At 67.5% G+C, this 25,795-nt stretch carries 19 protein-coding genes; 7 read left to right on the forward strand and 12 right to left on the reverse strand.

The features are described from left to right. Window positions 1-111: 111 nt before the first annotated feature. Together cphA (ACUDP5_RS07195) and cphA (ACUDP5_RS07200) are read right to left on the reverse strand one after the other, a co-directional pair. Complete coding sequence (gene cphA / locus ACUDP5_RS07195) at window positions 112-2,682, reverse strand: cyanophycin synthetase (protein ID WP_445658454.1); 2,571 nt, start codon at window positions 2,680-2,682, stop codon at window positions 112-114. Window positions 2,683-2,743: 61 nt separating this feature from the next. Then, on the reverse strand, window positions 2,744-5,359 hold the full coding sequence (gene cphA, locus ACUDP5_RS07200; RefSeq protein ID WP_263910643.1) for a cyanophycin synthetase: 2,616 nt from the start codon (window positions 5,357-5,359) through the stop codon (window positions 2,744-2,746). Window positions 5,360-5,618: 259 nt separating this feature from the next. Between cphA (ACUDP5_RS07200) and ACUDP5_RS07205 the strand changes: the two genes are divergently transcribed. Both ACUDP5_RS07205 and ACUDP5_RS07210 read left to right on the forward strand, forming a co-directional pair. Beyond that, window positions 5,619-7,904, forward strand: coding sequence for a cyanophycin metabolism-associated ABC transporter (locus tag ACUDP5_RS07205; protein ID WP_263910644.1), 2,286 nt, complete (start codon window positions 5,619-5,621; stop codon window positions 7,902-7,904). Between the two features lie 21 nt (window positions 7,905-7,925). Then, window positions 7,926-8,396: a cyanophycin metabolism-associated DUF1854 family protein gene (locus ACUDP5_RS07210; protein WP_263910646.1), complete on the forward strand. Its 471-nt coding sequence runs from the start codon at window positions 7,926-7,928 to the stop codon at window positions 8,394-8,396. 82 nt (window positions 8,397-8,478) lie between these two features. Here ACUDP5_RS07210 and ACUDP5_RS07215 read toward each other — a convergent pair whose 3' ends face one another. Continuing rightward, window positions 8,479-9,624, reverse strand: a complete 1,146-nt coding sequence (locus ACUDP5_RS07215; protein WP_445658455.1) for a GNAT family N-acetyltransferase — start codon at window positions 9,622-9,624, stop codon at window positions 8,479-8,481. 87 nt (window positions 9,625-9,711) lie between these two features. On the opposite strand from ACUDP5_RS07215, the gene ACUDP5_RS07220 reads away from it, so the two are divergent. From ACUDP5_RS07220 to ACUDP5_RS07240, 5 genes are all read left to right on the forward strand, one after another. Continuing rightward, window positions 9,712-10,548: a ferritin-like domain-containing protein gene (locus ACUDP5_RS07220; RefSeq protein ID WP_445658456.1), complete on the forward strand. Its 837-nt coding sequence runs from the start codon at window positions 9,712-9,714 to the stop codon at window positions 10,546-10,548. A gap of 5 nt (window positions 10,549-10,553) precedes the next feature. Further along, complete coding sequence (locus ACUDP5_RS07225; protein ID WP_263910651.1) at window positions 10,554-11,267, forward strand: MOSC domain-containing protein; 714 nt, start codon at window positions 10,554-10,556, stop codon at window positions 11,265-11,267. Next, on the forward strand, window positions 11,267-12,463 hold the full coding sequence (locus ACUDP5_RS07230) for a lytic murein transglycosylase (RefSeq protein WP_263910652.1): 1,197 nt from the start codon (window positions 11,267-11,269) through the stop codon (window positions 12,461-12,463). Before ACUDP5_RS07225 ends, ACUDP5_RS07230 begins: the two co-directional genes overlap by 1 nt. Window positions 12,464-12,573: 110 nt before the next feature. Then, a complete protein-coding gene (locus ACUDP5_RS07235) occupies window positions 12,574-12,987 on the forward strand; it encodes a YidB family protein (protein WP_445658457.1) in 414 nt (137 codons plus the stop codon). Between the two features lie 46 nt (window positions 12,988-13,033). Then, window positions 13,034-13,996: a DUF4434 domain-containing protein gene (locus tag ACUDP5_RS07240; RefSeq protein ID WP_263910654.1), complete on the forward strand. Its 963-nt coding sequence runs from the start codon at window positions 13,034-13,036 to the stop codon at window positions 13,994-13,996. Between the two features lie 19 nt (window positions 13,997-14,015). On the opposite strand, the gene ACUDP5_RS07245 is transcribed toward ACUDP5_RS07240, so the two are convergent. From ACUDP5_RS07245 to ACUDP5_RS07285, 9 genes are read right to left on the reverse strand one after another with little or no spacing between them, the layout of a single operon-like run. Beyond that, window positions 14,016-15,146 (reverse strand): acyl-CoA dehydrogenase family protein, encoded by a 1,131-nt coding sequence (locus tag ACUDP5_RS07245; RefSeq protein ID WP_445658458.1) that lies wholly within the window; start codon window positions 15,144-15,146, stop codon window positions 14,016-14,018. Between the two features lie 9 nt (window positions 15,147-15,155). Continuing rightward, a complete protein-coding gene (locus tag ACUDP5_RS07250) occupies window positions 15,156-15,842 on the reverse strand; it encodes an alginate O-acetyltransferase AlgF (RefSeq protein WP_445658459.1) in 687 nt (228 codons plus the stop codon). After that, entirely contained in the window at window positions 15,839-17,314 is a 1,476-nt protein-coding gene (locus ACUDP5_RS07255; protein ID WP_445658460.1) for an AMP-binding protein, read from the reverse strand. The genes ACUDP5_RS07250 and ACUDP5_RS07255 overlap by 4 nt, the downstream gene beginning before the upstream one ends. A 21-nt stretch (window positions 17,315-17,335) precedes the next feature. Beyond that, complete coding sequence (locus ACUDP5_RS07260; protein WP_263910660.1) at window positions 17,336-17,575, reverse strand: acyl carrier protein; 240 nt, start codon at window positions 17,573-17,575, stop codon at window positions 17,336-17,338. Between the two features lie 25 nt (window positions 17,576-17,600). Next, window positions 17,601-19,181, reverse strand: a complete 1,581-nt coding sequence (locus ACUDP5_RS07265; RefSeq protein WP_263910662.1) for an MBOAT family O-acyltransferase — start codon at window positions 19,179-19,181, stop codon at window positions 17,601-17,603. Between the two features lie 6 nt (window positions 19,182-19,187). Next, a complete protein-coding gene (locus ACUDP5_RS07270) occupies window positions 19,188-20,267 on the reverse strand; it encodes an alginate O-acetyltransferase AlgX-related protein (protein WP_445658461.1) in 1,080 nt (359 codons plus the stop codon). A 28-nt stretch (window positions 20,268-20,295) separates the two neighbouring features. Further along, on the reverse strand, window positions 20,296-21,297 hold the full coding sequence (locus tag ACUDP5_RS07275) for an alginate O-acetyltransferase AlgX-related protein (protein ID WP_263910665.1): 1,002 nt from the start codon (window positions 21,295-21,297) through the stop codon (window positions 20,296-20,298). 33 nt (window positions 21,298-21,330) lie between these two features. Beyond that, window positions 21,331-24,072: an NfrA family protein gene (locus ACUDP5_RS07280; RefSeq protein WP_263910667.1), complete on the reverse strand. Its 2,742-nt coding sequence runs from the start codon at window positions 24,070-24,072 to the stop codon at window positions 21,331-21,333. Further along, on the reverse strand, window positions 24,069-25,781 hold the full coding sequence (locus ACUDP5_RS07285) for a glycosyl transferase family protein (RefSeq protein WP_263910668.1): 1,713 nt from the start codon (window positions 25,779-25,781) through the stop codon (window positions 24,069-24,071). Before ACUDP5_RS07285 ends, ACUDP5_RS07280 begins: the two co-directional genes overlap by 4 nt. Between the last annotated feature and the right edge of the window lie 14 nt (window positions 25,782-25,795).

A 25,795-nucleotide genomic window follows, 5' to 3' on the forward strand; every position in this document is an offset into this window, starting at 1 on the left:
GTGGCATCGTGCGGCGGCGAGCCGCGCGGCCATGCCAATGAGAACGGGGCGCCCAAGGGCGCCCCGTTCGTTTGCTTGCCCCGGCCTTGCCGGGCGGAACCAGGCTTTCCGTCAGGCTTCCTTGATGCGGCGGGCGATGTGGTCCAGCGCTTCCTCGACCTGGTCCACCAGGATCAGGCACAGGTCACCTGCGCCCAGCCGGGCCAGGGCCGTGTCGATCGCCAGGAACTCGCCGTGGATCTCTTCGATGTGGCGGGTGCGGCTGGCGCCCACCAGGCCTTGCTGCAGCAGGGCCAGCACCTCGCCGTCTTCGCGGCCGCGTTGGCATTGGTCCTGGTAGAGCAGCACATCGTCGAAGGCTGCGCCCAGGATCTCGGTCTGCATCCGGATGTCTTCGTCGCGGCGGTCGCCTGCGCCGCTGATCACCACCGAACGGCGCTTCGCCGGCATGGCATCGACCGCGCGCACCAGCGCCAGGATGGCGTCCGGGTTGTGGCCGTAGTCGGCGATCACGGTGGCGCCGCGATAGTCGAACACGTTGAAGCGGCCGGGCGCGGTCTGGGCGTCGTTGATGAAGGTCGCCAGGCCGCGGCGGATGATGTCCCAGTCCAGGTTCAGCGCCCAGGCGGCCGCAATCGAGGCCATGGTGTTCTCGACCTGGAACGTGATGGTGCCGTTGCGGGTCAGCGGAATCTCGGCCAGCGGGAAGCGGGTTTCCTCGCTGCCTTGCGCCGCCACGATGGCATCGCCATCGCGGTAGACCACGCGCAGGCCCTGGGCTCGGTGCGTCGCCATGACGGGGTGGTTGCGGTCTTCGGCGAAGTAGGTGATGGACCCGGGGCAGCTGGCGGCCATGTCGGCCACGATGGGGTCGGCGGCGTTGAGCACCGCCGTGCCGCTGGGGTGCACGTGCTGCACGATCACGCGCTTGACCACGGCCAGGTCCTCGACCGTGCTGATGTAGCCCAGCCCCAGGTGGTCGCCCATGCCGATGTTGGTGACGATGGACACGTTGCAGCGGTCGAACGCCAGGCCTTCGCGCAGGATGCCGCCGCGCGCCGTTTCGAACACGGCGGCGTCGACGTCCGGGTGCATCAGCACGCTGCGGGCGCTGCGCGGGCCGCTGCAGTCGCCGGTATCGATGCGCAGGTTGTCGACGTAGACGCCGTCGGAATTGGTCATGCCGACGCGATTGCCGGCCACGCCCAGGATGTGCGCCGTCAGGCGTACGGTGGTGGTCTTGCCGTTGGTGCCGGCCACGGCCACCACGGGAATACGGCCGTCGTCGCCGTCCGCGTACATGTTGGCGATGATGGCTTCGCCCACCGCGCGGCCCTTGCCGAACGAGGGGTTCAGGTGCATGCGCAGGCCGGGAGCCGCGTTCACTTCGACCACGCCGCCGTTCTGTTCTTCGAGCGGGTAGTGCACGCTTTCGGCGACGACGTCCACGCCGCAGATGTCCAGGCCGATCATTCGGGCTGCGGATACCGCGCGCGCCGCCATTTCCGGATGCACTTCGTCGGTGACGTCGGTGGCCGAGCCGCCGGTGCTGAGGTTGGCGTTGTTGCGCAGGAAGATCAGGGTGCCGGGCGGCGGCACCGAGTCGGCGTCGAAGCCCTGCTTTTTCAGCGTGGCCAGCGCAATGTCGTCAAAGCGGATCTTGGTCAGCGAGGTGGCGTGGCCGTCGCCGCGCAAGGGGTCGGCGTTGACCTGGTCCACCAGTTGGCGGATGGTCTGCACGCCGTCGCCGGTGACCTGGGGCGGGTCGCGGCGCGAGGCCGCCACCAGTGCGCCGCCCACCACCAGCAGGCGGAAGTCGTGGCCGGGAATGTAGCGTTCGACGATGACCTCGGAACTGATTTCCTCGGCAACCTCGAAGGCCTGGATCACGCGCTCGCGCGTTTCGATGTTGACGGCCACGCCGCGGCCCTGGCTGCCGTCGCGCGGCTTGACCACCACCGGGCCGCCCAGTTCCTGGGCTGCGGCCCAGGCGTCTTCGGCGGTGGTGACCGAGCGGCCAAGCGGGACTGGCACGCCGGCGGCGTCCAGCAGCATCTTGGTCAGGTCCTTGTCTTGCGCGATGGATTCGGAAATGGCGCTGGTCAGGTCGGTTTCGGCGGCCTGGATGCGGCGCTGCTTGCTGCCCCAACCGAACTGCACCATGCTGCCCTGGGTCAGGCGGCGATAGGGAATGTTGCGGGCGGTGGCGGCGTTGACGATGGAGCCGGTGCTGGGGCCCAGGCGCACGTCTTCGTCCAGTTCGCGCAGGCGCTTGAGGGCGTCGGCGAGGTCGAACGGGGTGTCGTCCAGGGCGGCACGCACCAGTGCCTGCGCCAGGTCCATGGCCAGCCGGCCGACTTCTTCTTCGCTGTATTCCACCACGACCTGGAACACGCCTGGCTCGATGGTGGACGAGGTACGGCCGAACGTGACCGGGCAGCCGGCATAGGCTTGCAGCGTCAGCGCGACGATCTGCAGCACGTGGGCGATCGATACCGCGCCTTGGTGGCCTTCAGGGCGCAGCAGGCCGGTTTGCGGCAGGCGCGCGCGCAGACGGGCTTCGAAGTCGGGCAGGTTATCGATGGAGCATTCGGCGTCGGCGCAGGAAACGATGGCCTCGATCGCGGTGTTCTTGCTCCACAGATTGGGGCCGCGCAGTGCTCGGATACGGGAAACTTCCATGGCAGGTATTCCTGTCTAGCTTACGCGCGCCGGGGCCTGAGCCGGGGCGCGCACAGTGATGTCAGTGTTGCTGGATCCAGCGGCGGACGAGATCGATGGTGGGGCCGGAGAACGCCTCGTCGGATTGCAGCAGGACGAAATCGCCCGCGGCGATGCCGTCCAGCTGGCTTTCGATGGCCCGGCCGTGGTCGGGTTCGTCCAGGATCTGCTTGACGCGGCTGCCTTGTTCCAGACCCTGGCGCAGCAACGCGCGCGCCTGGCCGGCCGGGCGCTTGCTGGCGACCGTGGCGTCGTCGTAGAGCACGACGCGGTCGAAGGCGTCGCCCAGCAGGCGGCCTTGTTCGATCAGGTCGGCGTCGCGGCGGTCGGCGCCGGCCGAATAGACGGCGGCGCGGGTGGTCGACGGGAACTGGTCGATGGCCGCGATCAGCGGGCGCAGGGCGGACGCGTTGTGCACGTCGTCCACCACCACGGTGCTGCCGTTGCGTTCGAACAGAGTGAATTGCCAGGGCGCATCGGCCTGGTCGATGTCGAAGGTCTCGATGCCCGCGCGGATGAGTTCCACGGGGATGTCCAGCGCCCAGGCGGAGCCCACGGCGGCCAGCACGTTCTCGACCTGGAAGGCCACGCGGCCGCCATGAGTCAGGGGAATCGCGGCCACGGCGGCCAGGCGTTCTTCGCGGGCGCCTTGCGCCAGCACGATGGCGCCGTCGCGCACGTATACCGCGCGGCCGTCCTGTTGCAGGTGGGCGGCGATGGCGGGCAGGGCGGGATCGATGCCGAAGAAGATCACGGCACCGTCGCACAGCTCGGCCATTTCGACCACGCGGGGGTCGCGCGCATTGAGCACCGCGGTGCCGGTGGGCAGCACGACGTCGACCTGGGTGCGGAACACATTGAACATGCGTTCCGTTTCGTTGATGTCGAAGTCGCCGAGGTGATCGGCGTCGTCGATGTTGGTGACCACGCCGACCTGGCAGCGGTCGTAGGCCAGGCCTTGGCCGAGGATCACGCCGCTGTCGTTCTCGATGACGGCGGCGTCCACGTTGCGATTCATCAAGAGGCGCGTGCCCGAGGCGAAATCGGCGCGGTCGCCCTTTTGCACCAGGCGGCGGTCAAGGTAGAGCCCTTCGCTGCAGGCCAGGCCGGTGCGCTTGCCCGACAGGTGCAGCAGGCGGGCCACCAGGCGGGCGACGACGGTCTTGCCGTTGGTGCCGGTGACGCCCACGATGGGGATGCGGCCTGCATCGCCTTCGGGGAACAGGTGGTCGACGATGGCGCGGCCCACCGGGCGCGGGGTGCCGTCGGCCGGTTTCAGGTGCATCAGCAGGCCGGGACCGGCGTTGACTTCGACGATGGCGCCGCGCTGTTCGTCCAGCGGGCGCGAGATGTCTTCAGCGACCAGGTCGACCCCGGCGATGTCCAGGCCCACGATGCGGGCGGCCAGGGTGACGGTGGCGGCGATGCTGGGGTGCACGCGGTCGGTCACGTCGAAGGCGACGTTGCCGCTGCGCTGCACCAGCACGCGCTGGCCATCGGCCGGCACGCTGTCTTCGGACAGGCCCTGGCGGGCGATTTCAAGCTGCGCGGCCGAATCCAGGCGCACCGGATTCAGCGGGTGGTTCTCGGTGCGGCCGCGGCGCGGGTCGGTATTGATCTGGTTGTCGATCAGCTCGGTGATGGTGGACTTGCCGTCGCCGGTGACCCAGGCGGGTTCGCCGGCGGCGGCGGCTACCATGCGGTTGCCCACCACCAGCAGGCGGTGCTCGTTGCCCAGCACGAAGCGTTCGACGATGACGCCGCTGCCTTCGTCCACCGCGACGCGGTAGGCGGACACGACTTCTTCGCGCGTGGTCAGGTTGGTGAACACGCCACGGCCGTGGTTGCCGTCATAGGGCTTGACCACGACCGGCAGGCCGATGTCTTCGGCAGCCGACCAGGCATCGTCTTCGCTGTCGACCAGGCGGCCTTCGGGCACGGGGACGCCGCAGGTCGAGAGCAATTCCTTGGTCAGGTCCTTGTCGCGCGAGATGCCTTCGGCGATGGCGCTGGTGCGGTCGGTTTCGGCCGTCCAGATGCGGCGTTGGCGCGCGCCATAGCCGAACTGCACGAGGTTGCCCTCGAACAGGCGGATATAGGGAATGTCGCGGTCGTCGGCGGCATCGACGATGCAGGCGGTGCTGGGGCCCAGGCAATGGCGGTCGACCAGGCGGCGCAGGCGGGCCACGGTGGCGTCGACGTCGAACGGGCGGTCTTCGATGGCGGCCATGACCAGGTCGCGGGCCTCGTTCAGGGCGGTGCGGGTGACTTGTTCCTGCCAGGCGCGCACGACCACTTTGTAGACGCCGCGGGTGGAGGTTTCGCGCGCCTTGCCGAAACCGCCGCGCAAGCCGGCCAGGTTCTGCAGTTCGAGCGTGACATGCTCAAGAATGTGGCCGGGCCAGGTGCCTTCTTTCAGGCGGGCCAGGAAGCCGCCTCGCACACCCGGGCTGCAGCGGTGCTCGATCAGGGTCGGCAGCCATGCGGTCAGGCGCTCGTAGAAGCCGGGGATCGTGTTGGAGGGGTAGTCCTCCAGTTCGCCGATATCCACCCACGCTTCAAGGACCGGACGGTACGTCCAAATGTTCGGGCCGCGCAAAGCCACGACATCGAGAAATTCAATGTCTTTCTTTTTCATGTTTTAATTTACTTGAGAAGCAGGTTGGCACGCGCGGACGCCCCTATGCAAGACCGCGAATTTATTGGGGTTGCGCCTTAAGAATAATGCCAACGAGTGGGGGATCCCAGATATTCCTAATTAGAAAAATCGGCTGATACTATACGACGCCTTCAAAGGCGTGAACTCGTTGTGTTGTAAGGAAGGGACACGTTTTCAGCCCGGTGTTGGGAACGGTCGCCGCCTTGTAGGGCAGAGTCCTGGCCCGGTATGCGTTCTAATGAAAAAACCACACCTGCTTTCCGGCCCTGCCGATGCGTTTCCTGCCCGTTGGCGGGACGAATTACGCGCTGAACTGGCGCCGGGCGAAACCTTGCTGGCCTCGGTTGAAATAGACCTGGACCAGCGCCTGAAGTTCCAGCCGGGCCTGCTGGCGGTCACCGACCGCCGGCTGATTGCCCGCAATCCGGCCGATACCGGCTGGGATTCCTGGGCTTTTGGCCCTCAACTGTCCCTTAATCTTTCGGACCATGCCGGCGCCGCGGTGCTCGAGCTGCACGACGATACCGCGCGCCTGGGTATCTGGCGTTTCACGCTGGCGCGCAATCCGGCGGCCCTGCGGCTGCTGGGCCAGTTCGAGGCGCAGCAGGCCATCCGCCTGTCCGGCCAGCCCTCGGACGAGGCCGCCGAGCGGCAGTGCACCATCTGCAACAACGCCATTCCCGCCGGGCAGGACGAATGCCCGACCTGCAACCAGGAGCAGGCGGCGCCGTCCTCGACCTGGGCGCTGCTGCGCTTGTGGCGCTTTGCCCGCCCTTACCGCTTGCCCCTGCTGGCCGGCTTCCTGCTGACGCTGCTGGGCACCGCCGCGACGCTGGTGCCGCCTTACCTGACCATGCCACTGATGGACGACGTGCTGATCCCGTTCCAGAACGGCGCGCCCATCGATTACGGCAAGGTCCGCCTGTATCTGGGCGGGCTGCTGGGGTCCGCCTTCCTGGCATGGGGGCTGGGGTGGGCCCGCACCTACATCCTGGCCTGGGTCAGCGAGCGCATCGGCGCCGACCTGCGCACCACCACCTATGAACACCTGCAGCAACTGTCGCTGGAATACTTCGGCGGCAAGCGCACCGGCGACCTGATCTCGCGCATCGGCAGCGAAACCGACCGCATCTGCGTGTTCCTGTCGCTGCACCTGCTGGATTTCGCCAATGACATCCTGATGATCGTCATGACCGCGGTGATCCTGTTCTCGATCAATCCGTGGCTGGCGCTGGTCACGCTGGTGCCGCTGCCGTTCATCATCTGGATGATCCACTCGGTGCGCGACCGCCTGCGCCACGGCTTCGAGAAGGTCGACCGCATCTGGTCCGAAATCACCAACGTGCTGGCCGATACCATTCCCGGCATCCGCGTGGTCAAGGCCTTTGCCCAGGAAAAGCGCGAAGTGGCGCGTTTCCGTGAAGCCAACAACCGCAATCTGGAAGTCAACGACCGGGTGAACACGACCTGGTCGCTGTTCTCTCCGACCGTGACCTTGCTGACCGAAGTGGGCCTGCTGGTGGTCTGGATCTTCGGTATCTGGCAGGTCTCGCAAAAGCAGATCACGGTGGGTGTGCTGGCGGCCTTCCTGGCGTACATCGGGCGCTTCTACACGCGCCTGGATTCCATGAGCCGCATCGTCTCGGTGACCCAGAAGGCCGCCGCCGGCGCCAAGCGCATCTTCGACATCCTGGACCACGTGTCCAGCGTGCCGGAACCGCAGAATCCCGCCAAGCTGCCGCACATCAACGGCCGCATCGAACTGCGCGACGTGGGTTTTCGCTACGGCAACCGCCAGGTCATCCGCGGCCTGGACCTGACCATCGCCCCGGGTGAAATGATCGGCCTGGTGGGCCACAGCGGCTCGGGCAAGAGCACGCTGATCAACCTGATCTGCCGCTTCTACGACGTGTCCGAGGGCGCCATCCTGGTGGACGGCGCGGATATCCGCTCGGTGCGTGTTTCCGACTACCGCCGCAATATCGGCCTGGTGCTGCAAGAGCCTTTCCTGTTCTTCGGCACCATTGCCGAGAACATCGCCTACGGCAAGCCGGAGGCCACGCGCGACGAGATCGTGGCCGCGGCCCGTGCCGCGCACGCCCACGAGTTCATCCTGCGCCTGCCGCACGGCTACGACTCGCTGGTGGGCGAGCGCGGCCAGGCCCTGTCGGGCGGCGAGCGCCAGCGCATCTCGATCGCCCGCGCGTTGCTGATCGATCCGCGCATCCTGATCCTGGACGAAGCGACCTCTTCGGTCGATACCACCACCGAAAAGGAAATCCAGAAGGCGCTGGACAATCTGGTGCGTGGCCGCACCACTATTGCCATCGCCCACCGCCTGAGCACGTTGCGCAAGGCCGACCGCCTGGTCGTGCTGGACCGTGGCCAGATCGTGGAGCAGGGGCCGCACGAGGAACTGATGGCGCGTGAAGGGGCGTACTACCGCCTCTACCAGGCGCAGGCGCGCCAGGCCGAAGCCGATGCACAGGCCTCAGGCAGCGACGACATGGCCGCCGTGGCCTGACACGGAATCGAGATAATCGTCATGACGCTTCCCGTTTTTCAGCTGCAACGCAATGCGTTCGGGCGTTTGGTGTACCAGGGCGCCGACGGCGCTACCCACGAGGGTGTGATCCCGGTGCGGGCCTTTCCCATCAGCGAGGCCGACCGCGGCCTGTCGCTGGTGACCAGCGACGGCCACGAGCTGGTCTGGATCGAACACCTGGCCGACGTGCCGCCCGCCGAACGCGCGCTGATCGAGGAAGAGCTTGCGGGCCGCGAGTTCATGCCCGAAATCCGCAAGCTGGTGAGCGTGTCCACCTACGCCACGCCCAGCACCTGGAAGGTGGAGACCGACCGCGGGCCCACCACGTTCACGCTGCGCGGCGAAGAAGACATCCGCCGGTTGAGCCAGCACACGCTGCTGATCGCCGACAGCCACGGCATCTTCTATCTGGTGCGCGACGTGCCGTCGCTGGACAAGCACAGCCGCAAGCTGCTGGACCGCTTTCTCTGATTGCGCGGGCGCACGGCCGCGCCGCTGTTGCTCAGCGCGACGGGGGCGCCGCCAGAGGGCGCGCCGCCAACGTCCCGCCTGTTCAGGTTCCGTCGGCAGCCGGCCGCTTGAATGGCGTGTGCGCTTCCAATTCCCCCAGATAGTCGTCCACCGCGGCGGTTTCCTCGTCCAGGAAGTGCTGGATCGCGGCCGCGAAGCGCGGATCGGCGACCCAGTGCGCCGACCACGTCGGCGTGGGCAGCAGCCCGCGCGCCATCTTGTGTTCGCCTTGGGCGCCGCCTTCGAAGCGGCTCAGGCCATGAGCGATGCAGTAGGCAATGGCCTGCAGGTAGCAGGTCTCGAAATGCAGCCCCGGCACGTACTCCGTCGCGCCCCAGTAGCGCCCATAGAGCACGTCGCCGCCGACCAGGTTCAGGGCCGCGGCCACCGGCTGGCCGTCGCGTTCGGCCAGCACCAGCACGAAAGCATCTGGCTGTTCGCGATAGGCGCGCTGGAAGAACTCACGGTTCAGGTAGGGCGGATTGCCGTGGTTGAAGTAGGTGTGGCAATAGCACTGGTAGAAGAAATCCAGGTCTTCGGCGCGGATCTGCGCGCCGCGCCGCCACTGGAAATCCAGCCCGGCCTGGGCGACTTTCTTGCGGTCCTGGCGGATCTTCTTGCGCTTGTCGTGGCTCATCGTGGCCAGGAACGCATCGAAGTCGGCGTAGTCTGCGTTGGTCCAGTGGAACTGCACGCTTTCGCGAACCATGAAGCCGGCCTCGCGCAGGGCACGCAGGTCGGTGGCGGCAGGAAACAGCAGGTGCAGCGAGGACACCTGCACGTCTTGGGCGAACGCGACCAGACCGCGCACGAGCGTGTCGCGGTCTTCGTCATTGGCGGCCAGGAGGCGCGGGCCGGTGACGGGCGTGAACGGAATGGCCGACAGCAGCTTGGGGTAGTAGCGCAGGCCGTGGCGCTGGAAGGCGTCGGCCCAGGCGTAGTCGAACACGTACTCGCCACGCGAATGGGATTTCAGGTAGAGCGGCACGGCGCCGGCCAGCTGGCCGTCCCGCCACAGTGCCAGGTAATGCGGTGCCCAGCCGGTATCCGGCGCGGCGCAGCCGGTGTCGTGCAAGGCGCACAGGAAGGCATGGCGCAGGAACGGCTGGTCGCCGGCCAGGGCGTCCCATTGCTGTGCGTCGATGCGGGACAGGTCGGTCTCGATGGTCAGGCGTAGCGGCGAATCCATGGGCGAATGATAAAGTCTTCGTCAGCGCTTGGCGCATTGTCATTGTTTTTCGGGCGGCCGCGGGCCGCCTCTGTACCGGGAATCCTCATGGACAGCCATTCGATCCTTCCCACGGACGGGACGGGTCCGTACGCGCCAGGCACGGTTTGCCTGCGCGCCCAGGCGTTGCAGGCGCTGGCCGCCACCGACTGGGCGGACAAGCTGGCGCGGGTGCGCGCCATCCATGCCGACGCGCCGCTGGACCGGACACGGCAGTATGTCGCGCCCGCCGTCCTGCCCGGCCGGCCCGCGGTCCCCGAACTGGTGCCGCCCGCGCAGGTGCCGCAGCGTTCCATGGCGACCTTGGAAGGCCGCGCCGCGCTGCTGCACGCGCTGGCGCACATCGAATTCAACGCGGTGAACCTGGCGCTGGACATCCTGTGGCGTTTCGCCGGCATGCCCGACGCGTTCTACCGCGACTGGCTGCGGGTGGCCAGCGAAGAGGCCCATCACTTCGACCTGCTGAACCAGCGCCTGGCCGGCCTGGGCTACGCCTATGGCGATTTCCCCGCCCACAACGGCCTGTGGGACATGGCCGAACGTACGCGTGACGATCTGCTGGCCCGCCTGGCGCTGGTGCCCCGCACGCTGGAAGCGCGCGGGCTCGATGCCTCGCCGCTGATCCGCAACAAGCTGGCCGGCGCCGGAGACGCGCAAAGCGCGGCCATCGTCGACATCATCCTGCGCGACGAGATCGGCCACGTGGCCATCGGCAACGACTGGTACAAGCGGCTGTGCGCCGAACAGGGCAAGACGCCGGTGGCCTGCCATGCCGAGCTGGCCGCCCGCTACGACGCGCCGCGCCAACGTGGTCCCTTCAACCTGGCGGCGCGCCGCGCCGCCGGCTTTGACGAGGCCGAGCTGGCCGCGTTGCAGGCAGGGTGATCGACATGCGCATCGTCATTGACGCCTTGCTCACCGGCGCGGTGCGCCCGCTGGGCGATTCCGGCCGCGATAGCGGCATCGACAAGCATCCGGTGGCCACGCGCCTGTGGCTGGGCCCCGAAGGCTTGCTGGGAGACGCGCAGGCCGACCGCCGCTTTCACGGCGGCCCTGAAAAGGCGCTGCACCACTATGCGCGCGAACATTATCCGGCCTGGCGCGAAGCGATCGGCCCGCGCGCTGTGCTGGACGCGCCGGGTGCCTTCGGCGAAAACCTGTCCACCACGGGCATGACGGAAAGCGATGTCTGCGTGGGCGACGTGCTTGCCGCGGGTGAGGCGCTGATCCAGGTATCGCAGGCTCGCCAACCGTGCTGGAAACTGAACCATCGGTTTGCCTGGCCCGGCATGTCGGCGCAGGTACAGGCCAGCGGCAAGACGGGGTGGTACTACCGCGTGCTGCGCGAAGGCTGGCTCGCGCCTGGCGACACCTTGTCGCTGCAGGACCGCCCCCATCCCCAATGGACCCTGGCGCGGGTGCAGGACATCCTGAACCGCCGCGTGCTGGATGCGGCCGTGCTGGCCGAACTGGCCGCGCTGCCCGAACTGTCTCCCAACTGGCGCGCCCTGTTCGAGAAGCGCGCCCGCGTGGGCGAAATCGAAGACTGGAAGCGCCGCCTGGAAGGCGACGCGGCCGAATCCCCTGGAGCCCCCCCTCGTTGATGAAACCCTCTCTTGCCGCCGCCCTGACAGTCGCCGCGCTGGCGTTGCCGAGCGCAGGCGCCCACGCCGCCGATGCCTTTGCTTCGTGCCTGGCGCAGTTGCGCGCCCCGGCCGCCAAGGCGGGCGTGTCCGGCGCCACCTTCGATGCGCAGACCGCCGGCCTGGTGCCCGACATGGCGGTGATCGGCCTGTTGGATGCGCAGCCCGAATTCAAGACGCCTATCTGGGACTACATGGCGGCGCTGGTCGATGATGAGCGCGTGGCCGATGGCCGGGCCGGCATCGAACGCTGGCGCGCCGAACTGGACCGAGCCTCGGCCCGCTTCGGCGTGGACCCGGCCACCATCGCCGCGGTGTGGGGCGTCGAAAGCAACTACGGCCGCACGCTCGGCGGGCGGCCGCTGCTCACGTCCCTGTCCACCCTGTCGTGCTTCGGACGGCGCCAGGCCTACTTTCGCGGCGAGTTCTACGCCGCGCTCAAGATCCTGCAAGACGAGCACATTGCGCCCGAAAAATTCACCGGTTCCTGGGCGGGGGCGTTCGGCCAGACCCAATTCATGCCGTCGACCTACCTGCGGCTGGCGGTGGATTTCGACGGCGATGGCCGTCGCGACCTGATCGACAGCGTGCCCGACGCCCTGGCGTCCACCGCCAACTTCCTCAAGCGCGCCGGCTGGAACAGCAGCCTGGACTGGGGCTACGAGGTCAAGCTGCCCGCGGGCCTGAACACGGCCGGGGCCGGGCGCAAGAACAAGCGTCCGCTGTCGTCCTGGACCAAGCAGGGCGTGACCCGCGCCGACGGTCGCCCACTGCCGCCGGGCGACATACCGGTGGGCCTGCTGCTGCCGGCCGGCCCCAAGGGGCCGGCATTCCTGGTGACGCGCAATTTCGACGCGCTGTATTCATACAACGCGGCCGAGAGCTACGCGCTGGCCATCGCGCACCTGTCCGACCGTTTGCGCGGAGGCGGGCCGCTGGTCCAGGCTTGGCCGACGGACGATCCGGGCTTGTCGCGGGCCGAGCGCCGCGAACTGCAACGCCTGCTGATCGCGCGCGGCTATGAACTGGGCGAACCCGATGGAATGATCGGCACCCGCACCCGCGAAGCGCTGCAGGCGGCCCAGCGGCAACTGGGCCTGCCGGCGGACGGCCGGGCTGGCCGGAAGGCGTTGAACGCCCTGCGAAATGGGGGCTGAGCGGGGCGGCAAAGACAAGTTTTGCAAAGATCGGTGTCCGGACCGAGGCGGCGGCCGGATTTGCGCCGGCCTGGGCCTATACTGGATTTCCGACTTTTTGGAGCACGGCGATGAGTCTATTGGATACCTTGGCCTCGATGGCTGGCGGCGGTGAGCAAGGGGGCTCGGCCTCGCTGCTGCCCGCCCTGATCGAACAACTGAACAAGTACCCCGGCGGCCTGTCCGGCCTGATCGCCAGCTTCCAGCAGGGCGGCCTGGGCGAGATCGTCGCCTCCTGGATCGGCAAGGGTCAGAACCTGCCCGTCAGCGCCGACCAGCTGGGGCGCGTGCTGGACCCGGGCGTGGTCGATGAACTGGCCGCCAAGACCGGCCAGGACGCGGGTTCGGTGCTGGGTTCGCTGTCCGCATTGCTGCCGCAGCTGGTCGACAAGGCCACGCCGGATGGCGCGGTCCAGCCGGGCCAGGGGTTCAACCCCGCCGATCTGCTGGGCTCGCTGTCCGGCCTGTTCGGTAACCGCGTCTGATGCGGCAGGAGACACGCTCCTGACGCGCCCGCTGCCCCGGTCCCTGTTGCGTCGGCGCCTGTTGCAGGCGCTGGCGCTTGGCGCGCTTGCACCGCTGGCGGCCTGTGCGCCGCCCATCTCGCTGAACGCGACCTTCCTGCAGCTGTGGCTCAGCCACCTGGACCTGACCGCCGACGACTGGCGCCGTCGCATCGCCGCCTATCGCCGGCTGGGCTGCCGCGAGATCTTCCTGCAATGGACCGGCCTGGAAGGCGGTCGCCCGGACGACTGGATGGCGCCCAAGGCCATGCTGGACGTGATCTTCGACGAAGCCGAGCGCAGCGGACTGGGCGTGCATGTGGGCCTGCCTTACGACCAGCGCTGGTGGAACATGCTGGCCTCGCCGGACGACACGGCGCTGGCCGCCTACCTGGACCATACCCGCGACCGCGGGGTGGCCTACATGCATGGCGCGGCCTGGTCCAAGCGTCGTAACTTCCGCGGCTGGTATCTGCCCTATGAACTGGAGCAGTACAACTGGTCGCGCCCCGAGCGCCAGGCGCTGCTGGTGCCGTGGCTGGACGCCTTCTCCCGTGCCGCGCAGGCCACCAGTTACCGCGTGCCGACCCTCTCTACCTACTTCAGCCGCCTGGGCGGCGAGGGTTCGTTGACCCAGCTGTGGTCGCGGGTGCTGGACCACGTGGCCATCCATCCCATGATCCAGGACGGCGTGGGCGTGGCGGGGCTGGCGAACTACCAGTCGCTCGAACCCCTGCACGACATGCTGCTCAAGCGCCGGGCCTCGTTCGACCTGGTCATGGAGTTGTTCGAGGAATTGCCGTCCGGCAGCACCGACGGCACGACCTTCAAGGCGCGCTCGGCCGACTTCGACCGGGTCAAGCAGCAGTGGCAGGTGGCGCGCGGCTACGGCGCCAAGCGGGTCGTCGCCTTCACCGTCGACCCCTGGGTCATCGGCGATACGCCCGAAGCCCGTGCGCTGATGCGCGCCTGGATGGCGGCGCGCGTCTGACGCCGCCGGCCGCCAGCGCTCAGAGAAAGCTGCGGCCGATGATTTCCCGCATGATCTCGCTGGTGCCGCCAAAGATGCGCAGCGCGCGAGCATCCGCCCAGGCGCGGCCGATGCCGTATTCGGCCATATAACCGTAGCCGCCATACAGCTGCAGCAGATCGTCCAGCACGGCGCCCTGTATTTCGGTGGCGTTGAGCTTGGCGATGGCGGCGGTGGTGGCGTCCAGTTCGCCGGCCATGTGGCGGGCCAGGCAGTCGTCCAGGAACACCCGCAGCATCGTGCTCTGGGCTCGGGCGCTGGCCAGCTTGAAACGCGAGTTCTGGTAGTCGAAGACACGCCGGCCGAAGACCTTGCGGTTGCGGGTGTACTCGGCGGTTTCGTCCAACATGCCCTCCAGCGAGGCGGCCGCGCGCAGCGCGATCGCCAGGCGTTCGCGTGCGAGTTCCTGCGTCATGTATTCGAAGCCGGCGTTTTCCTGGCCCAGCAGGCAGTCGGCCGGCAGGCGCACGTCGTCGAAGTACAGCTCGCAGGTATCCTGGCTGTGCTGGCCGATCTTGCTGAGCGCCGGACCCTTGGTGAAGCCGGGCAGGTTCTCCTGGACGCAGAACAGCGACAGGCCACGCGCACCCAGGTCGGGATCGGTGCTGGCCAGCACGATGGCCAGCCCGGCATTGACACCGTTGGTGATGAAGGTCTTCTGGCCGTTCAGGACGTAATGGTCGCCATCGCGGCGCGCGCGCGTGCGCACGGCCTTGAGGTCGCTACCTGCGCCGGGTTCGGTCAGCGCGATGGCGCCGATCACTTCGCCGCGGGTCATGGCGGGCAGCCAACGTTCTTTCTGGGCGGTGGTGCCAAAGGCTTGCAGATACGGCGACACCATGTCGGAGTGGATCGAAAAGCCGATGCCCAGGTAGTTGGCGCGCGCCAGTTCTTCGATGACGACGGCGGCATGGCCGAAGTCGCCGCCCAGGCCGTAGGGCTCGGGCAGGGCGCAATTGAGCAGGCCTTCTTCGCCCGCGCGACGCCACAGCGCGCGCGGCACGATGCCGGCCTTTTCCCAATCGGCGTAGTGGGGCGCGATCTCTTCGGCGACAAAGCGCCGGACCTGGTCGCGGAACAGCTCGTGATCATCCCTGAATACGCGGCGCATGCGGCCTCCTTACTTGCTATAGGGGTCCGTGGCGCTGACCTGGCCGCTCAAGGTGGGGGCGGTGGGACCGCCGGTGAGGAACAGACTGTAGTGATCGCCGGGCTGCAAGGCGGGAAGGGGCACGGACGGCGACAGCACCGTGCCGCAGCCGGCCGCCAGCGATGCGCTGACAGGATTGATGGCCCGCGCTGCGGCGGCGCCGGGTTTGACGTCCTGGAACAGCGTGGGCCCGGTGGGGCTGACCGCCAGCGTGGCGCCGGGGCAGTCGGCCGCCAGATTGTAGAAGCGCAATTCGGCCTTGAGCGCGTCCTGCGCGCCGTTGCTGTCGTCCACCAGGGCATAGGTGACCTTGACGCCATCGCGGTGCACCACCAGCGTGCTGAAGGTGTCGGGCGCCACTTGCAGGCTGGCGATCGGCTTGCCGTCGACCAGCACGTTGAAGGGCTGGTTGCCCTTGACGATGGCGTAGGTGCTGGCAGGCTTGGTGGGGCCGATTTCCTGCGACGGGCCGTTGGCGACCTGCACGCGGAACGGCCCGACTTCCGGATTCACGACCCGTACGAACGACGATCCGGCGGGCGGGCGCGCGGCGTACAACTGGGCAAACGCGCCTTCAGCATGCGCCGCGCCGCCGCCGGCGGCCAGACCCAGCGTCAATGCCAACGCGAGGACGGGGAAACGAACATGACGGGTCATGCTTGGGACTCCGGTTTCTTGCTCAGGCGGGCCTCCAGGTACAAGCGTTCGAGCTGCTTGCGGTCCGCCTTGTCGGTGCTGGTCGTCGGGAAGCGGTGGCAGGCCACCAGTTCGGACGGAATCATGTAAGGGGGCAGCCGGCGGCCCAGGGTGGCCTTCCAGTCCTGCAGCGCCGCGGGCAGCGGTTGCAGGCCTGCGGGGCCGGCCTCGGCGGGTTCGACGAACCCGATCAATCGGATGATAGCGCCATCGGGGCGGCGCAGCGCAACCGTCGCCCCGGCTCGCGCGGCGGGCAGGGCGGCAATGGCGGCGTCGATCTCGGCCAGCTCGATGCGGTAGCCGTGCATCTTGATCTGGTCGTCGATCCGGCCCCGGAACGTCACCAGGCCGGCAGCGTCGATCTCTCCCAGGTCGCCGCTGCGGTAGCCGCGCTTGCCGTTGCGGGTGAACATGCGCTGGGCGTTCAGGTCAGGGCGGTTCAGATAGCCGCGCATGACGTGGTCCCCGACGATGCTGATTTCGCCGTTCTCGATGAAGACCTCGGCGTAGGGTTTGGCGCGGCCGATGGGAAAAGGATTGGGCGCGCGAGCGCGCAGGTCCGCATCGATCTCGACCCAGGTGGTCGAGCAGGTGGCTTCGGTGGGGCCGTAGGAATTGATGATGCGCACATCGGGAAAGCGCTGCCAGAGTTCTTCGGCCAGCGTCGGCGTCAGCGACTCGGCGCCGAACACGAAGGCGCGCAGTTGCGGCAGGTGGGCGCGGTCGAAGTCGGGATTGAACAGCTGTTGGCGCACGAATGACGGCGTGGACGCCCAGACGTTGATGCCGGTGTGGGCGAGGTAGCCCACGAAGGTGTCGCGCTGCGCGATGGTCTCGCGCGGGCACAGCACGCAGGTGCCGCCCAGTTCCAGCGCGCCGACCCAGTTGAACAGCGAGAAGTCGAAGCTGAACAGCATCTGGTCCATGAACGCGGGGGCGGGTCCCAGGTTCAGGCAGTCGCGGATCCAGCCGGCGAACAGCGTCACGCTTTCGCGCCCGATCTGCACGCCCTTGGGGTCCCCGGTGCTGCCCGAGGTGAACATGATGTAGGCCAGTCCGGCCTCGTCCAGCGGCGCCGGGGCAGCGCTGCCCGGGACGAATCCGCCAGCCTGCGCGTCATAGCGCAAGCCGGCCCGTACCAGCTCGCCGATACGGGCGATGCGCTCGGGCGGGTTGATCACGTCGACCGGCACGAACGGCACCTTCAACCGCAGGCAACCCAGGATGGCCACGAGAAACGCGGCCTCTTTGTGGCCGGAGATCACCAGCGGCACGCCCGCCGTGACGCCAGCCTGCCGCGCCGCCTGTTCCCAGGCCTGCGTGGCCGCCTGCAGCTGGCCCCACGTCAAGGCGCCCTGGGCGTCCACCACCGCCACGGCCTCGGCGCCGGCGGCGGTGTCCACGAAATCGTAGGCGTTGAAATCGAAACGCATCGTCCAGCCCTCCCGGGAGCGTCAGGCGCGCGGATGCTCCGCAATGAAGGCCGCCAGCGTGTGTACCGATTCCAGGTGCACGTCGATCTCGGTCGGCGGGATCTTGCAGCCGAACTGGCGTTCGACGGCCAGGGCCACATCCACTGCCGACAGCGAGTCGATCAGCCCGGATTCGATCAGCAGGGTGTCGGGGTCGACCTTGGTGAGGATGATGCCTTCGATCAGGTCGGCCACCTTGGCTTCGATCTCGTTGATGTCCATAGCGTGCTCCGCGACCGCGCCGCGGTCAGAATTGGAAATAGAGGAACCGGGTTTCCTTGTGCAGGTTGACCAGGCAGAAAAAGAGCAGGACCAGCATGACCGTCAGCCACGCCAGGTTGGGGCGCCAGCGCATCCAGGGCGAGGGCGCTTCCTGGGGCTTGAACAGCGCGGGCGAATAACGGCCCAGGATCTGGTGGGCGTTCGGCGTGAACCAGGCGATGCCCAGCAGCACCACAGCATAGATCAGTTGCATGTGATGGCCGACCAGCACGCGCCAGGCGTCGCCCCAGGCCAGGCCACTGGCGTGGGTGGCCAGGTCCAGCGGTTCCATGCCGCGCAGCCCGATCATGCCCTGCATCAGCAGCATCGCGTCGCCCACGCCATGGGCTCGGAAGAACGCTTGCGCCACCAGCACGGCCACGAAGGTCAGCAGCACGCAGGCGGCGCGCTTGAACACATTGAGGTTGCGCGCCGCCGCGGGCTTTCGGCCCACCACGAAAATCCGCCAGGCATGGTTCACCGACAGGTACATCGCGTGCAGCAGGCCGAACACCAGGAACTGGAAGCCTGCGCCGTGCCACACGCCGGCCAGCGCCATGGTGAACAGCGTGGGGCTGACGATGCTGCCGATGAAGCCGCCCAGCGTGCGCACGCCTTCGGTGCCCACGGGCAGGTTGCGGTCGGTGCGCCACTTGGACACGGCCATGGCCACGGGGTAGTACAGGTACGCCGTCAGGTAGCGCGTCAGCGTCATGTGCCAGCGCGCCCAGAATTCGATGATGCTGCCCGCCTTGTAGGGCGAATTGAAGTTCAGCGGGAAGCGGATGCCGAACATCTTGGCCAGCCCCAGCGCCATGTCCGAATAACCGGAAAAGTCGAAATAGAGCTGCAGCGCGTAGCACAGGCTGGCGCCCCACGCGCCCCAGAACTGCAGGTCGCCCGGGGCGGCGAAACCGGCATCGGCGTAGGGCGCGATGCCGTCGGCCAGCAGTACCTTCTTGGCCAGGCCGATCACGAACAGCATGCCGCCCACCGACAGGTTCTCGGCCTTGAAGCGGTAGTTTTCCGGCTGCGCGAACTGCGGCATCATCTCTTTGTGATGCAGGATCGGGCCGGCGATCAGGTGCGGAAAAAAGGTCACGAACAGCACGTAGCTGAGCAGGCTGCGTTCCTTGACGACGCCGGCGCGGCAGTCGAGCAGATAGCCGATCTGGGTGAACGTGAAAAACGAGATCCCCAGCGGCAGGATGATCGAATCCATGGTCGAACTGGTCATGCCCAGGTCGTTCAGGAAGTTCAGCAGCGTGGCGAAATACTTGTAGTGAAACAGCAGCGCCAGGTCGGCGCCGACGCCCAGGCCCACGATCAGTCCTTGCAGCCGCGGCCGGCTGGCCGTGTGCAGGATCAACAGGCTCACCAGGTAATTGAAGGCGATGGAGCCGGCCAGCAGCACCACGAACTGCGGATTCCACCAGCCGTAGAACACGAACGACGTCAGGCACAGCCACAGGGCAGCCAGCCGCAGGTTCAGCCGTCCGGCGCCGTAGTACACGGCCAGCGTCACGGGCAGAAAGACCAACAGGAACAGGTAGGAATTGAATAGCATCTCGGGTCAGGGCAGTCGGGCCAGTACGGATTTCTCGTCGTCGGTCAGGGGCAGCGACAGCGCCATTTCCGAAAACTCCCAGATCACCAGTTTCAAGCTCTTGGGCCATTGTTCGCGCTGCTTGAGCGCAACCTGCAAGGCCCCGGAAAATTGCCCGCCGTCCAGGCTCAGGTTCCACACCTCGCGGCCCAGCCCCATTCCGAGGCGCTCGGCGAAATTGCTGCGGCGGCCGTTCGAGCTGCCCGCCAGCAGCACTTCGACCGGTGGCGTCTCGTCCAGCAGGCCGCCGCCGCGCACGGGCTCGATCTTCTGCGGCGCGGCGAGGTCCAGTTCGGGACGCCAGCCCGGCCGTGCGTGTTCCAGCCCGGCCAGCACGATCAGGTCGCCCATGCGGGGTTGCAACGGCCCCGGCTTTTCTTCGTTGAAGGCCTGCGTGCCGGGACCCTTGAGCAAGGGCAGGGCGGCCTCGGCCACCTGTCGGGCGGCGGCCTGGGCCCCGGTCGCGTTCATGTGGACGTCGGTGCGGAAAAAACGCGGCGCCTGCGCGGCTTGCAGCGCCTGGCGCAAGTCGACGAAGGGCACGTTCTGCGCGCGCAGGGCGTCCTGCCAGGCATCCAGGGTGCCTCGCATCGGCAGCGATACGGTCTGGCCGCAAAGATGGTCGGCCTCGATGCGCGACTTGTCGGGCACCGCCACCACCAGCACCTGCACCTGCTGGCGGCGCAGTTCCTCGACCCAATGCCGCATCAGGCGCAGGCGCTCGTCGAATACGTGCACGCCGGGCTGGGGCCGCAGGCCGTCGCGATAGAACAGCCATTGGGGGCAGCCCATGGCGACCTGGTCGCCCAGCGCTCCCAGCATGCGGTAGCGCACCGAGGAATTCCAGGTGTCCAGGCTGGCCTGCGCGGGCAGGCGCAATGACTTGTTCAATGCCGTGCCCGCGGTGCCGTTCATCCAGGCCGACGGCGCGACGTCGGCCGCGGTCAGCCTGGCTTGAACCAGGCACCATGCGCCCCAGCCCAGGCCCAGCGCCAGCAGCACGCCAAAGACGATGGCGTGCAGCCGGTGTCCGGAAGCCGGGGGCAATGTCGCCTTGTCCGCTTGCGCCACGATGCTAGCGCCCCACCGCCGCCTTCATGCGGCTGCGCCAGCTGTCGGCGGTCATGATGGACGCGTTGTCCCACAGCCCCTTGGCGTCGGGCCCCTGGGCGAAGGTGGGCTCGAACATCTGCCACACCAGCACCTGCGGCTTGTTCTGCTTGAACGCGGGCGACTCCAGGTATTCCAGCAGCATGATCCACTGGCCGACATTGCCGGGCTTCCAGTTCACGGAAACGGGGCGGTCCAGCACGTTGGACAGCTTCTGCGGAAAGCCGAAGTACGGCTGTACCATGCTGTGGCCGGTGACGTGCACCGGCGCCGGCGCATCATCGATCAGGCTCTGGTTGTCGGCCTGGCGGCGCACCGTGAAGGTCTCGCGCCCGGCCTGTTTGCGCTGGTCGGGCGTCAGAAACAGCTCTGCCAGGTCGCCGTAGCGGCGCTCGTTGACCACGCTGCCCAGCGGCATGCCGGTGCCGGGCTTGCCGGCCAGCGTCTTGACGTCCTGCTGGATGCGCTGGGCCAGCGCTTCGGCGGTGGCGTCGGCGGCCGCCTGGGTCCAGTGCTGGTCGGTGCGGTAGAACACGTCCTTGCCGCTGTCCTTCACGCGGCGCAGCACGGCCTCGTCGTCGAAGGTGGACACGCCTGCGGCCTTGAGCTTGTCCTGGATGGTCTGGTAGCGCTTCTTGACCTCGGCGCTCAGGGTCGTGCCATCCGGCAGCTTGTCCTGGTAGAACAAGGTCTTGTCCGGCAGGATCAGCACTTCCAGCTGGATGCCTTTGGCGGCCAGGGCATCGCGGGTTTCGCGCACCAGTTGCGTCGAGGCGTCGATGCCGCGGGTATCGACCTGCGTCAGGCTGCCCCAACCGGGAAACAGCCAATTGTCCTTGCCCTGGATCACGATGGACGAGGCTTGCTGCGCCTGGGCGCCTGCTGCGGCCAGCGCCAGCAGCGCGCCGCACAGGGCCGAAGCCAGCCGGCGCGCGGGCCGGGGCGGGTGAAGGGTAACGGTAGTCATGCCAGGCGGACTCCTGAAAAAAGGGGGGGCGGCTCAGTAGGACAGGGTCAGGTTGATGAACAGGCCCTTGGCCCGGTCGGCTTGGCCGCCGCCGATATTGAAGCGGTATTGGGTGGTCAGGTCCAGGTACGAACGCGGCGCGTTGTAGTGGTCTTCGCGGAACCAGTAGCGGATGTTGAAACCCGGGCCGGCGCCCATCGACCACGATGAGCCGTCGCCCAACTGGTTGTACGAATCGGTGCCGTCGATGTCCAGGCCGCTCAGCCGGTTCTTGTTCCAGAGCCAGTCGATGCCCACCACGGCATAGGGGAAGAACACCAGGCGTTCGCTGATCGGATCGACCCGATAGCTGCGGCCGACGCGCAATTCGCCGGCGCCGAAGGCCTGGTCGCGCTTGAGTTTGCCGGTGGTCTTGTCGGTGTCGGCGCCCGTGGTGTTGTTGCGCTTCCAGAGACGGGCCGACATATCCTGCCAGGAATAGCCCGCCTGCACGTAGCCTTCCATGGTGAACCAGTCGGGGCGATCGATGCGCAGTGTGGTGCCTTCGTACATGCCGTAAGTGACATAGGCCAGCCAGCCGCCGCTGCCGGCGTCCGTCTTGTAGTGGGCCGTCTGGTTGCTGTTGTTCAGGCTGCAGCGCAGATTGTCAGGCTTCGGGCTGAACGTGCCTTGGCGCGTGGCGGTACCCAGGTTGAACTGGCGCTCCAGGCCGAACGTCAGCCCCACCTCGGTGGAGGGCGTGAAGCGCATGCCCAGCGATCCCACCGTGGTGGGAATGCCCGAAATGCCCTGGTTGCGGGTCTCATCCACATTGATGGAATTGCCGGTGCAAGGGTCGGACACCGTCTGGCTGGCGGTCTTGCCACCCTTGTTGTACAGCGTGTTCGACAAGCGCCCGTACAGCTCGAAGGTCTGCGTCGACGAGTTCAGGAAGTCCGACGGCCGCCAGAAGATTTCCGTGGTGCTGAAGATGGCGTCGCCGGGCACGGTGATGGCCGCGCCGCCCAGTCCCGACGAGGCGGGCCGCGCGCCACGATAGCCGGCGGACACATAGCCGCCCCATTCACGCGACAACCCGGCGATGCCGCTGCGGGTGTCAAAGCGCTGTTGCGGCGTGAGCTCCAGCCGGCCGGCGTCGGCCTCGTCGATGGCTTGCTTCAGCTTGTCGACCGCACCGCGCTTGTCGCCCACGCCGGACAGCGCGTAGCCCTCATCCAGAATGACCGTGGGCGGGGCCTTGCCGGTGGCGCGCGCCGCCTGGAAGTCCTGCAGCGCCAGCTTGGGCTGGCCCATGCGCTGGTGCAGGTAGCCGCGTTGCATCAGCAGGGCGGGGTCATCGGGCTGCGCAGCCAGCGCGTCGCTCATGCGCTTGTCGGCCTCGGCGAGCTGCGCCGCGTTGCCCGCGGCCAGTGTCGTGGTCAAGAGGCGCTGCAATTCCTTGTTGGCAGGGTCTTGCGCGGCCGCCTTGCGCGCCTGGGCGATGGCTTCCTGGTAGTCCTCGCGCGCGTAGGCCGCGTACGCCAGCGACGCCGGGCCGCCGCTGCCCGCGGCGTCGGACGGCAGCAGCTCGCAGGACGTGCCGTAGGGCGTATCGCGGCAATCCTGCACCGGGGCGGGGTAGTTGGCCAGCGTGAGCGTAGCCGGCACTGTCGGCGCCGAGCGGGCGCGCTTGATGCGGGCCGTCGCGGCTTCGTCCTTGGCGCCCAGGGGCTGCACCAACGCCAGCGCGCGGGCGGAGTCGCCGCCGGCGAGCGAGGCATCTGCGGCAATCAGGCGCACATTGCGGCGCTGGTCTTCATCCAGCCAGTCCTGCTTGAGCGCTGCATCGAAATCGGCATTGGCCAGATCCGTCTTGCCCTGGCGCTGGCGCAGGTAGCCGCGCATCAGCAGGGCGACGGTGTTCTCGTCGTCCTGCTTCAAGGCATCGGTGGCGGCGTCTTCGGCGGCGGCCAATTGGTTGTCCAGCATCAGTGCCGTCATCAGCAAGAGGCGGTGGCTGGCGGTATCCGGGGCCAGCGCCACCGCTTCGCGCGCCAGCGGCACCGCGTCGCCGGGGCGATTGGCGATCAGCGCCTGGTAGCCTTGCTCGGCGGGCTTGATCGCCAGGCGCCGCTTCATGGTGGTGCGGCGCGCGGTCAGGTCGTTCTTGTTGGGGGCGCCCAGCGCGATGGCCTTGTCCGCGGCGGCTTCGGCCTCGGCGTACTTGCCCTGGGCCTCCAGCGCGTCCAGCCACAGCATGGCCCACGCCCCCTGCTTGGGGTCGATGCGGAAGGCCTGCTCGGCGCCGCGCTGCGCGGCAGGAAAGTCGCCGCGGTTGTAGTCGGCATAGGCGCGCGTGGCGATCGGAAAGCCGCGGCGGTAGGCCGCCGTGGTGCCTGGTGCGCCGCCGGCCGCCGCCCCCGCCGGTTGGGCGGCACGGGGCCGCAGGTTGGCGCGTGCCTGGCGCAGGCCCGGTGTGTCCAGCCCGCTCTTGATCGCGTCGGCTGCCGCCTTGTCGGCTTCTTGCAACTTGCCCTGCTTTTGCAGCGAATAGATCAACAGAAGGCGCAAGCGTTCGACGTCCGGACGCAGCGCAATGGCGGATTCAGCCTGCTGCTGCGCCAGCGCGTAGTTGCCGGCATCGTAGCTCTTGTAGCCTTCGTCGGCGAACTGGTAGGCGGCGCCTTCCAGCGGAGCCTCCGCGGCGCGCGGCGCGGATTGGGCCTGGGCCGGCCCGGCGTTCCCGGCGCAAGCCAGCGCGGCGGACAGCAACAACGATCGGGTCAGTGGCTTCATGGGGTCGCGGGTTTTTCGTCGGTATGCGCCGGCGCGGCAATGGCCGCCGTGGTGCCGGCCTGGCCGCCCTGCTGGAAGTGAATGGCTTCTTTCAGGGTGCCTTCGTCCAGCCAGCCTTGCTCCATCAGGATCTCGCCCAGCGGTCTTTTGTCGCGCGCCTGGATTTCCAGCGCGCGCGCCAGTTTATCTTCGTCGATCGCCTGCCACGACAGCAGCAGTTCACCCAGGCGCTGGCGCTGCTGGGCCAGTTGGTCGGTGGACGGGAAGTCGTGCATGGTCTTGTCCCACGCCAGCCGCTTGCCCGTGATCAGGTGGCCGATGAACAGCTTCCAGGCACGCGCCGCAGCCATGGCATTGATGAAATTGCCTACGATCATCCGCGGAATCGACAGCAGTGCGTGTTCCCAGCCATACATGCGCCCCACGAAATAGGCTCGCTGCACCACCCGCAGCAGCAGCGCCACCGCGTTGATCCACATCAGCGTCACCAGCCAGCCGCCCGGTTTGAAATACGACGGGTAATACACCTTCCACCAGCCGAACAGGTCCGCCAGGTAGAACACGAAGAAGTTCGCCAGCAACAGATACGCCAGGATCGCAATGAATGACGTCACCAGCCCCTTGCGATCGCGGAACAGCAGGTACTTGGTCGCCCATGACCCCGTCCAGCCCACCTGTTGCCAGCCCTGAAGCCCGATGCCCAGCGTCCAGCGCGCTTTCTGCCGGTAGGCGGTGCGGAAGGTGTTTGGGAAGTACTCGCGCACACCCAGCGGCATGTGCACGCTGGAGATCTTCTCTTTGCCCAGGCCGAACCAGGCGTGGCGGCGGGTCACGTATTCCACGCCGAACTTGCCGAAGATCTGGCGCATGCCGCGTTGCGCCAGCCGCGCACCGATGTCGTAGTCTTCGGTCAGCGTGTCGGTATTGAAGGGCTGGTTATTGGTCTCGTTCGCCAGTTCGACCAGGGCGCGGCGCGAAAAGCAGGTGCCCACGCCGGCCGACGGCACCATCTTGGACAGGCTTTCGCGCACCACCAGGTCCTTGGTGTGCCATTCGGCGAATTCGTCCATGTAGGTGCCCGCCACCAGTTCATGCCAGTGGCGTTCCAGCGAGGTCACCGGCAGCTGGATGAAGTCGATGCGTGGCAGCAGGTAGTTGTAGTACTTGAGCTCCAGCGGGTGCAGCACGTCTTCGCTGTCGTGCAGGATCACGCCGGCAAACGGCACCGGCTGCTTGGCATCCTGCGCGAAGATCGCCTGCACGATCCAGTTCAGGCAGTCCGCCTTGCAGGTGGGGCCATCGTGCGGCACTTCCACCCGGATCAGCTGGCGGTAGCGTCGACGCATCCGCTCGACCTCCTTGATCGTGCGCTCGTCGTTCTGGTAAGTGCCGGCAAAGATCATGTAGTTCTTGTATTCCAGCGTCGATACCATGGTCTCGAGCATCGACGCGATCACGTCGTACTCCAGCCAGGCCGGCACCATGATCGCCAGCGGCTGTTCTTCTTTGGCGCGCAGTTGCGAGGCCGTCAACGGTGCATAGCGCCGCTTGATGGTCAGCGAGCGCCAGGCCTCGCGCACCCAGTACCAGGCATCGATGAACAGATCATCCAGGCTCGAAAGCAGGATGATCACGCCAACGATGGCGGTCACGATCTCCAGGCCGCGGTAGTAATCGGCGATGAGATAGGGCCAGTAAAGCGAAGACATGGGCTGGCGCGTCC

The sequence above is a fragment of the Achromobacter sp. NCFB-sbj8-Ac1-l genome, from assembly GCF_052695805.1.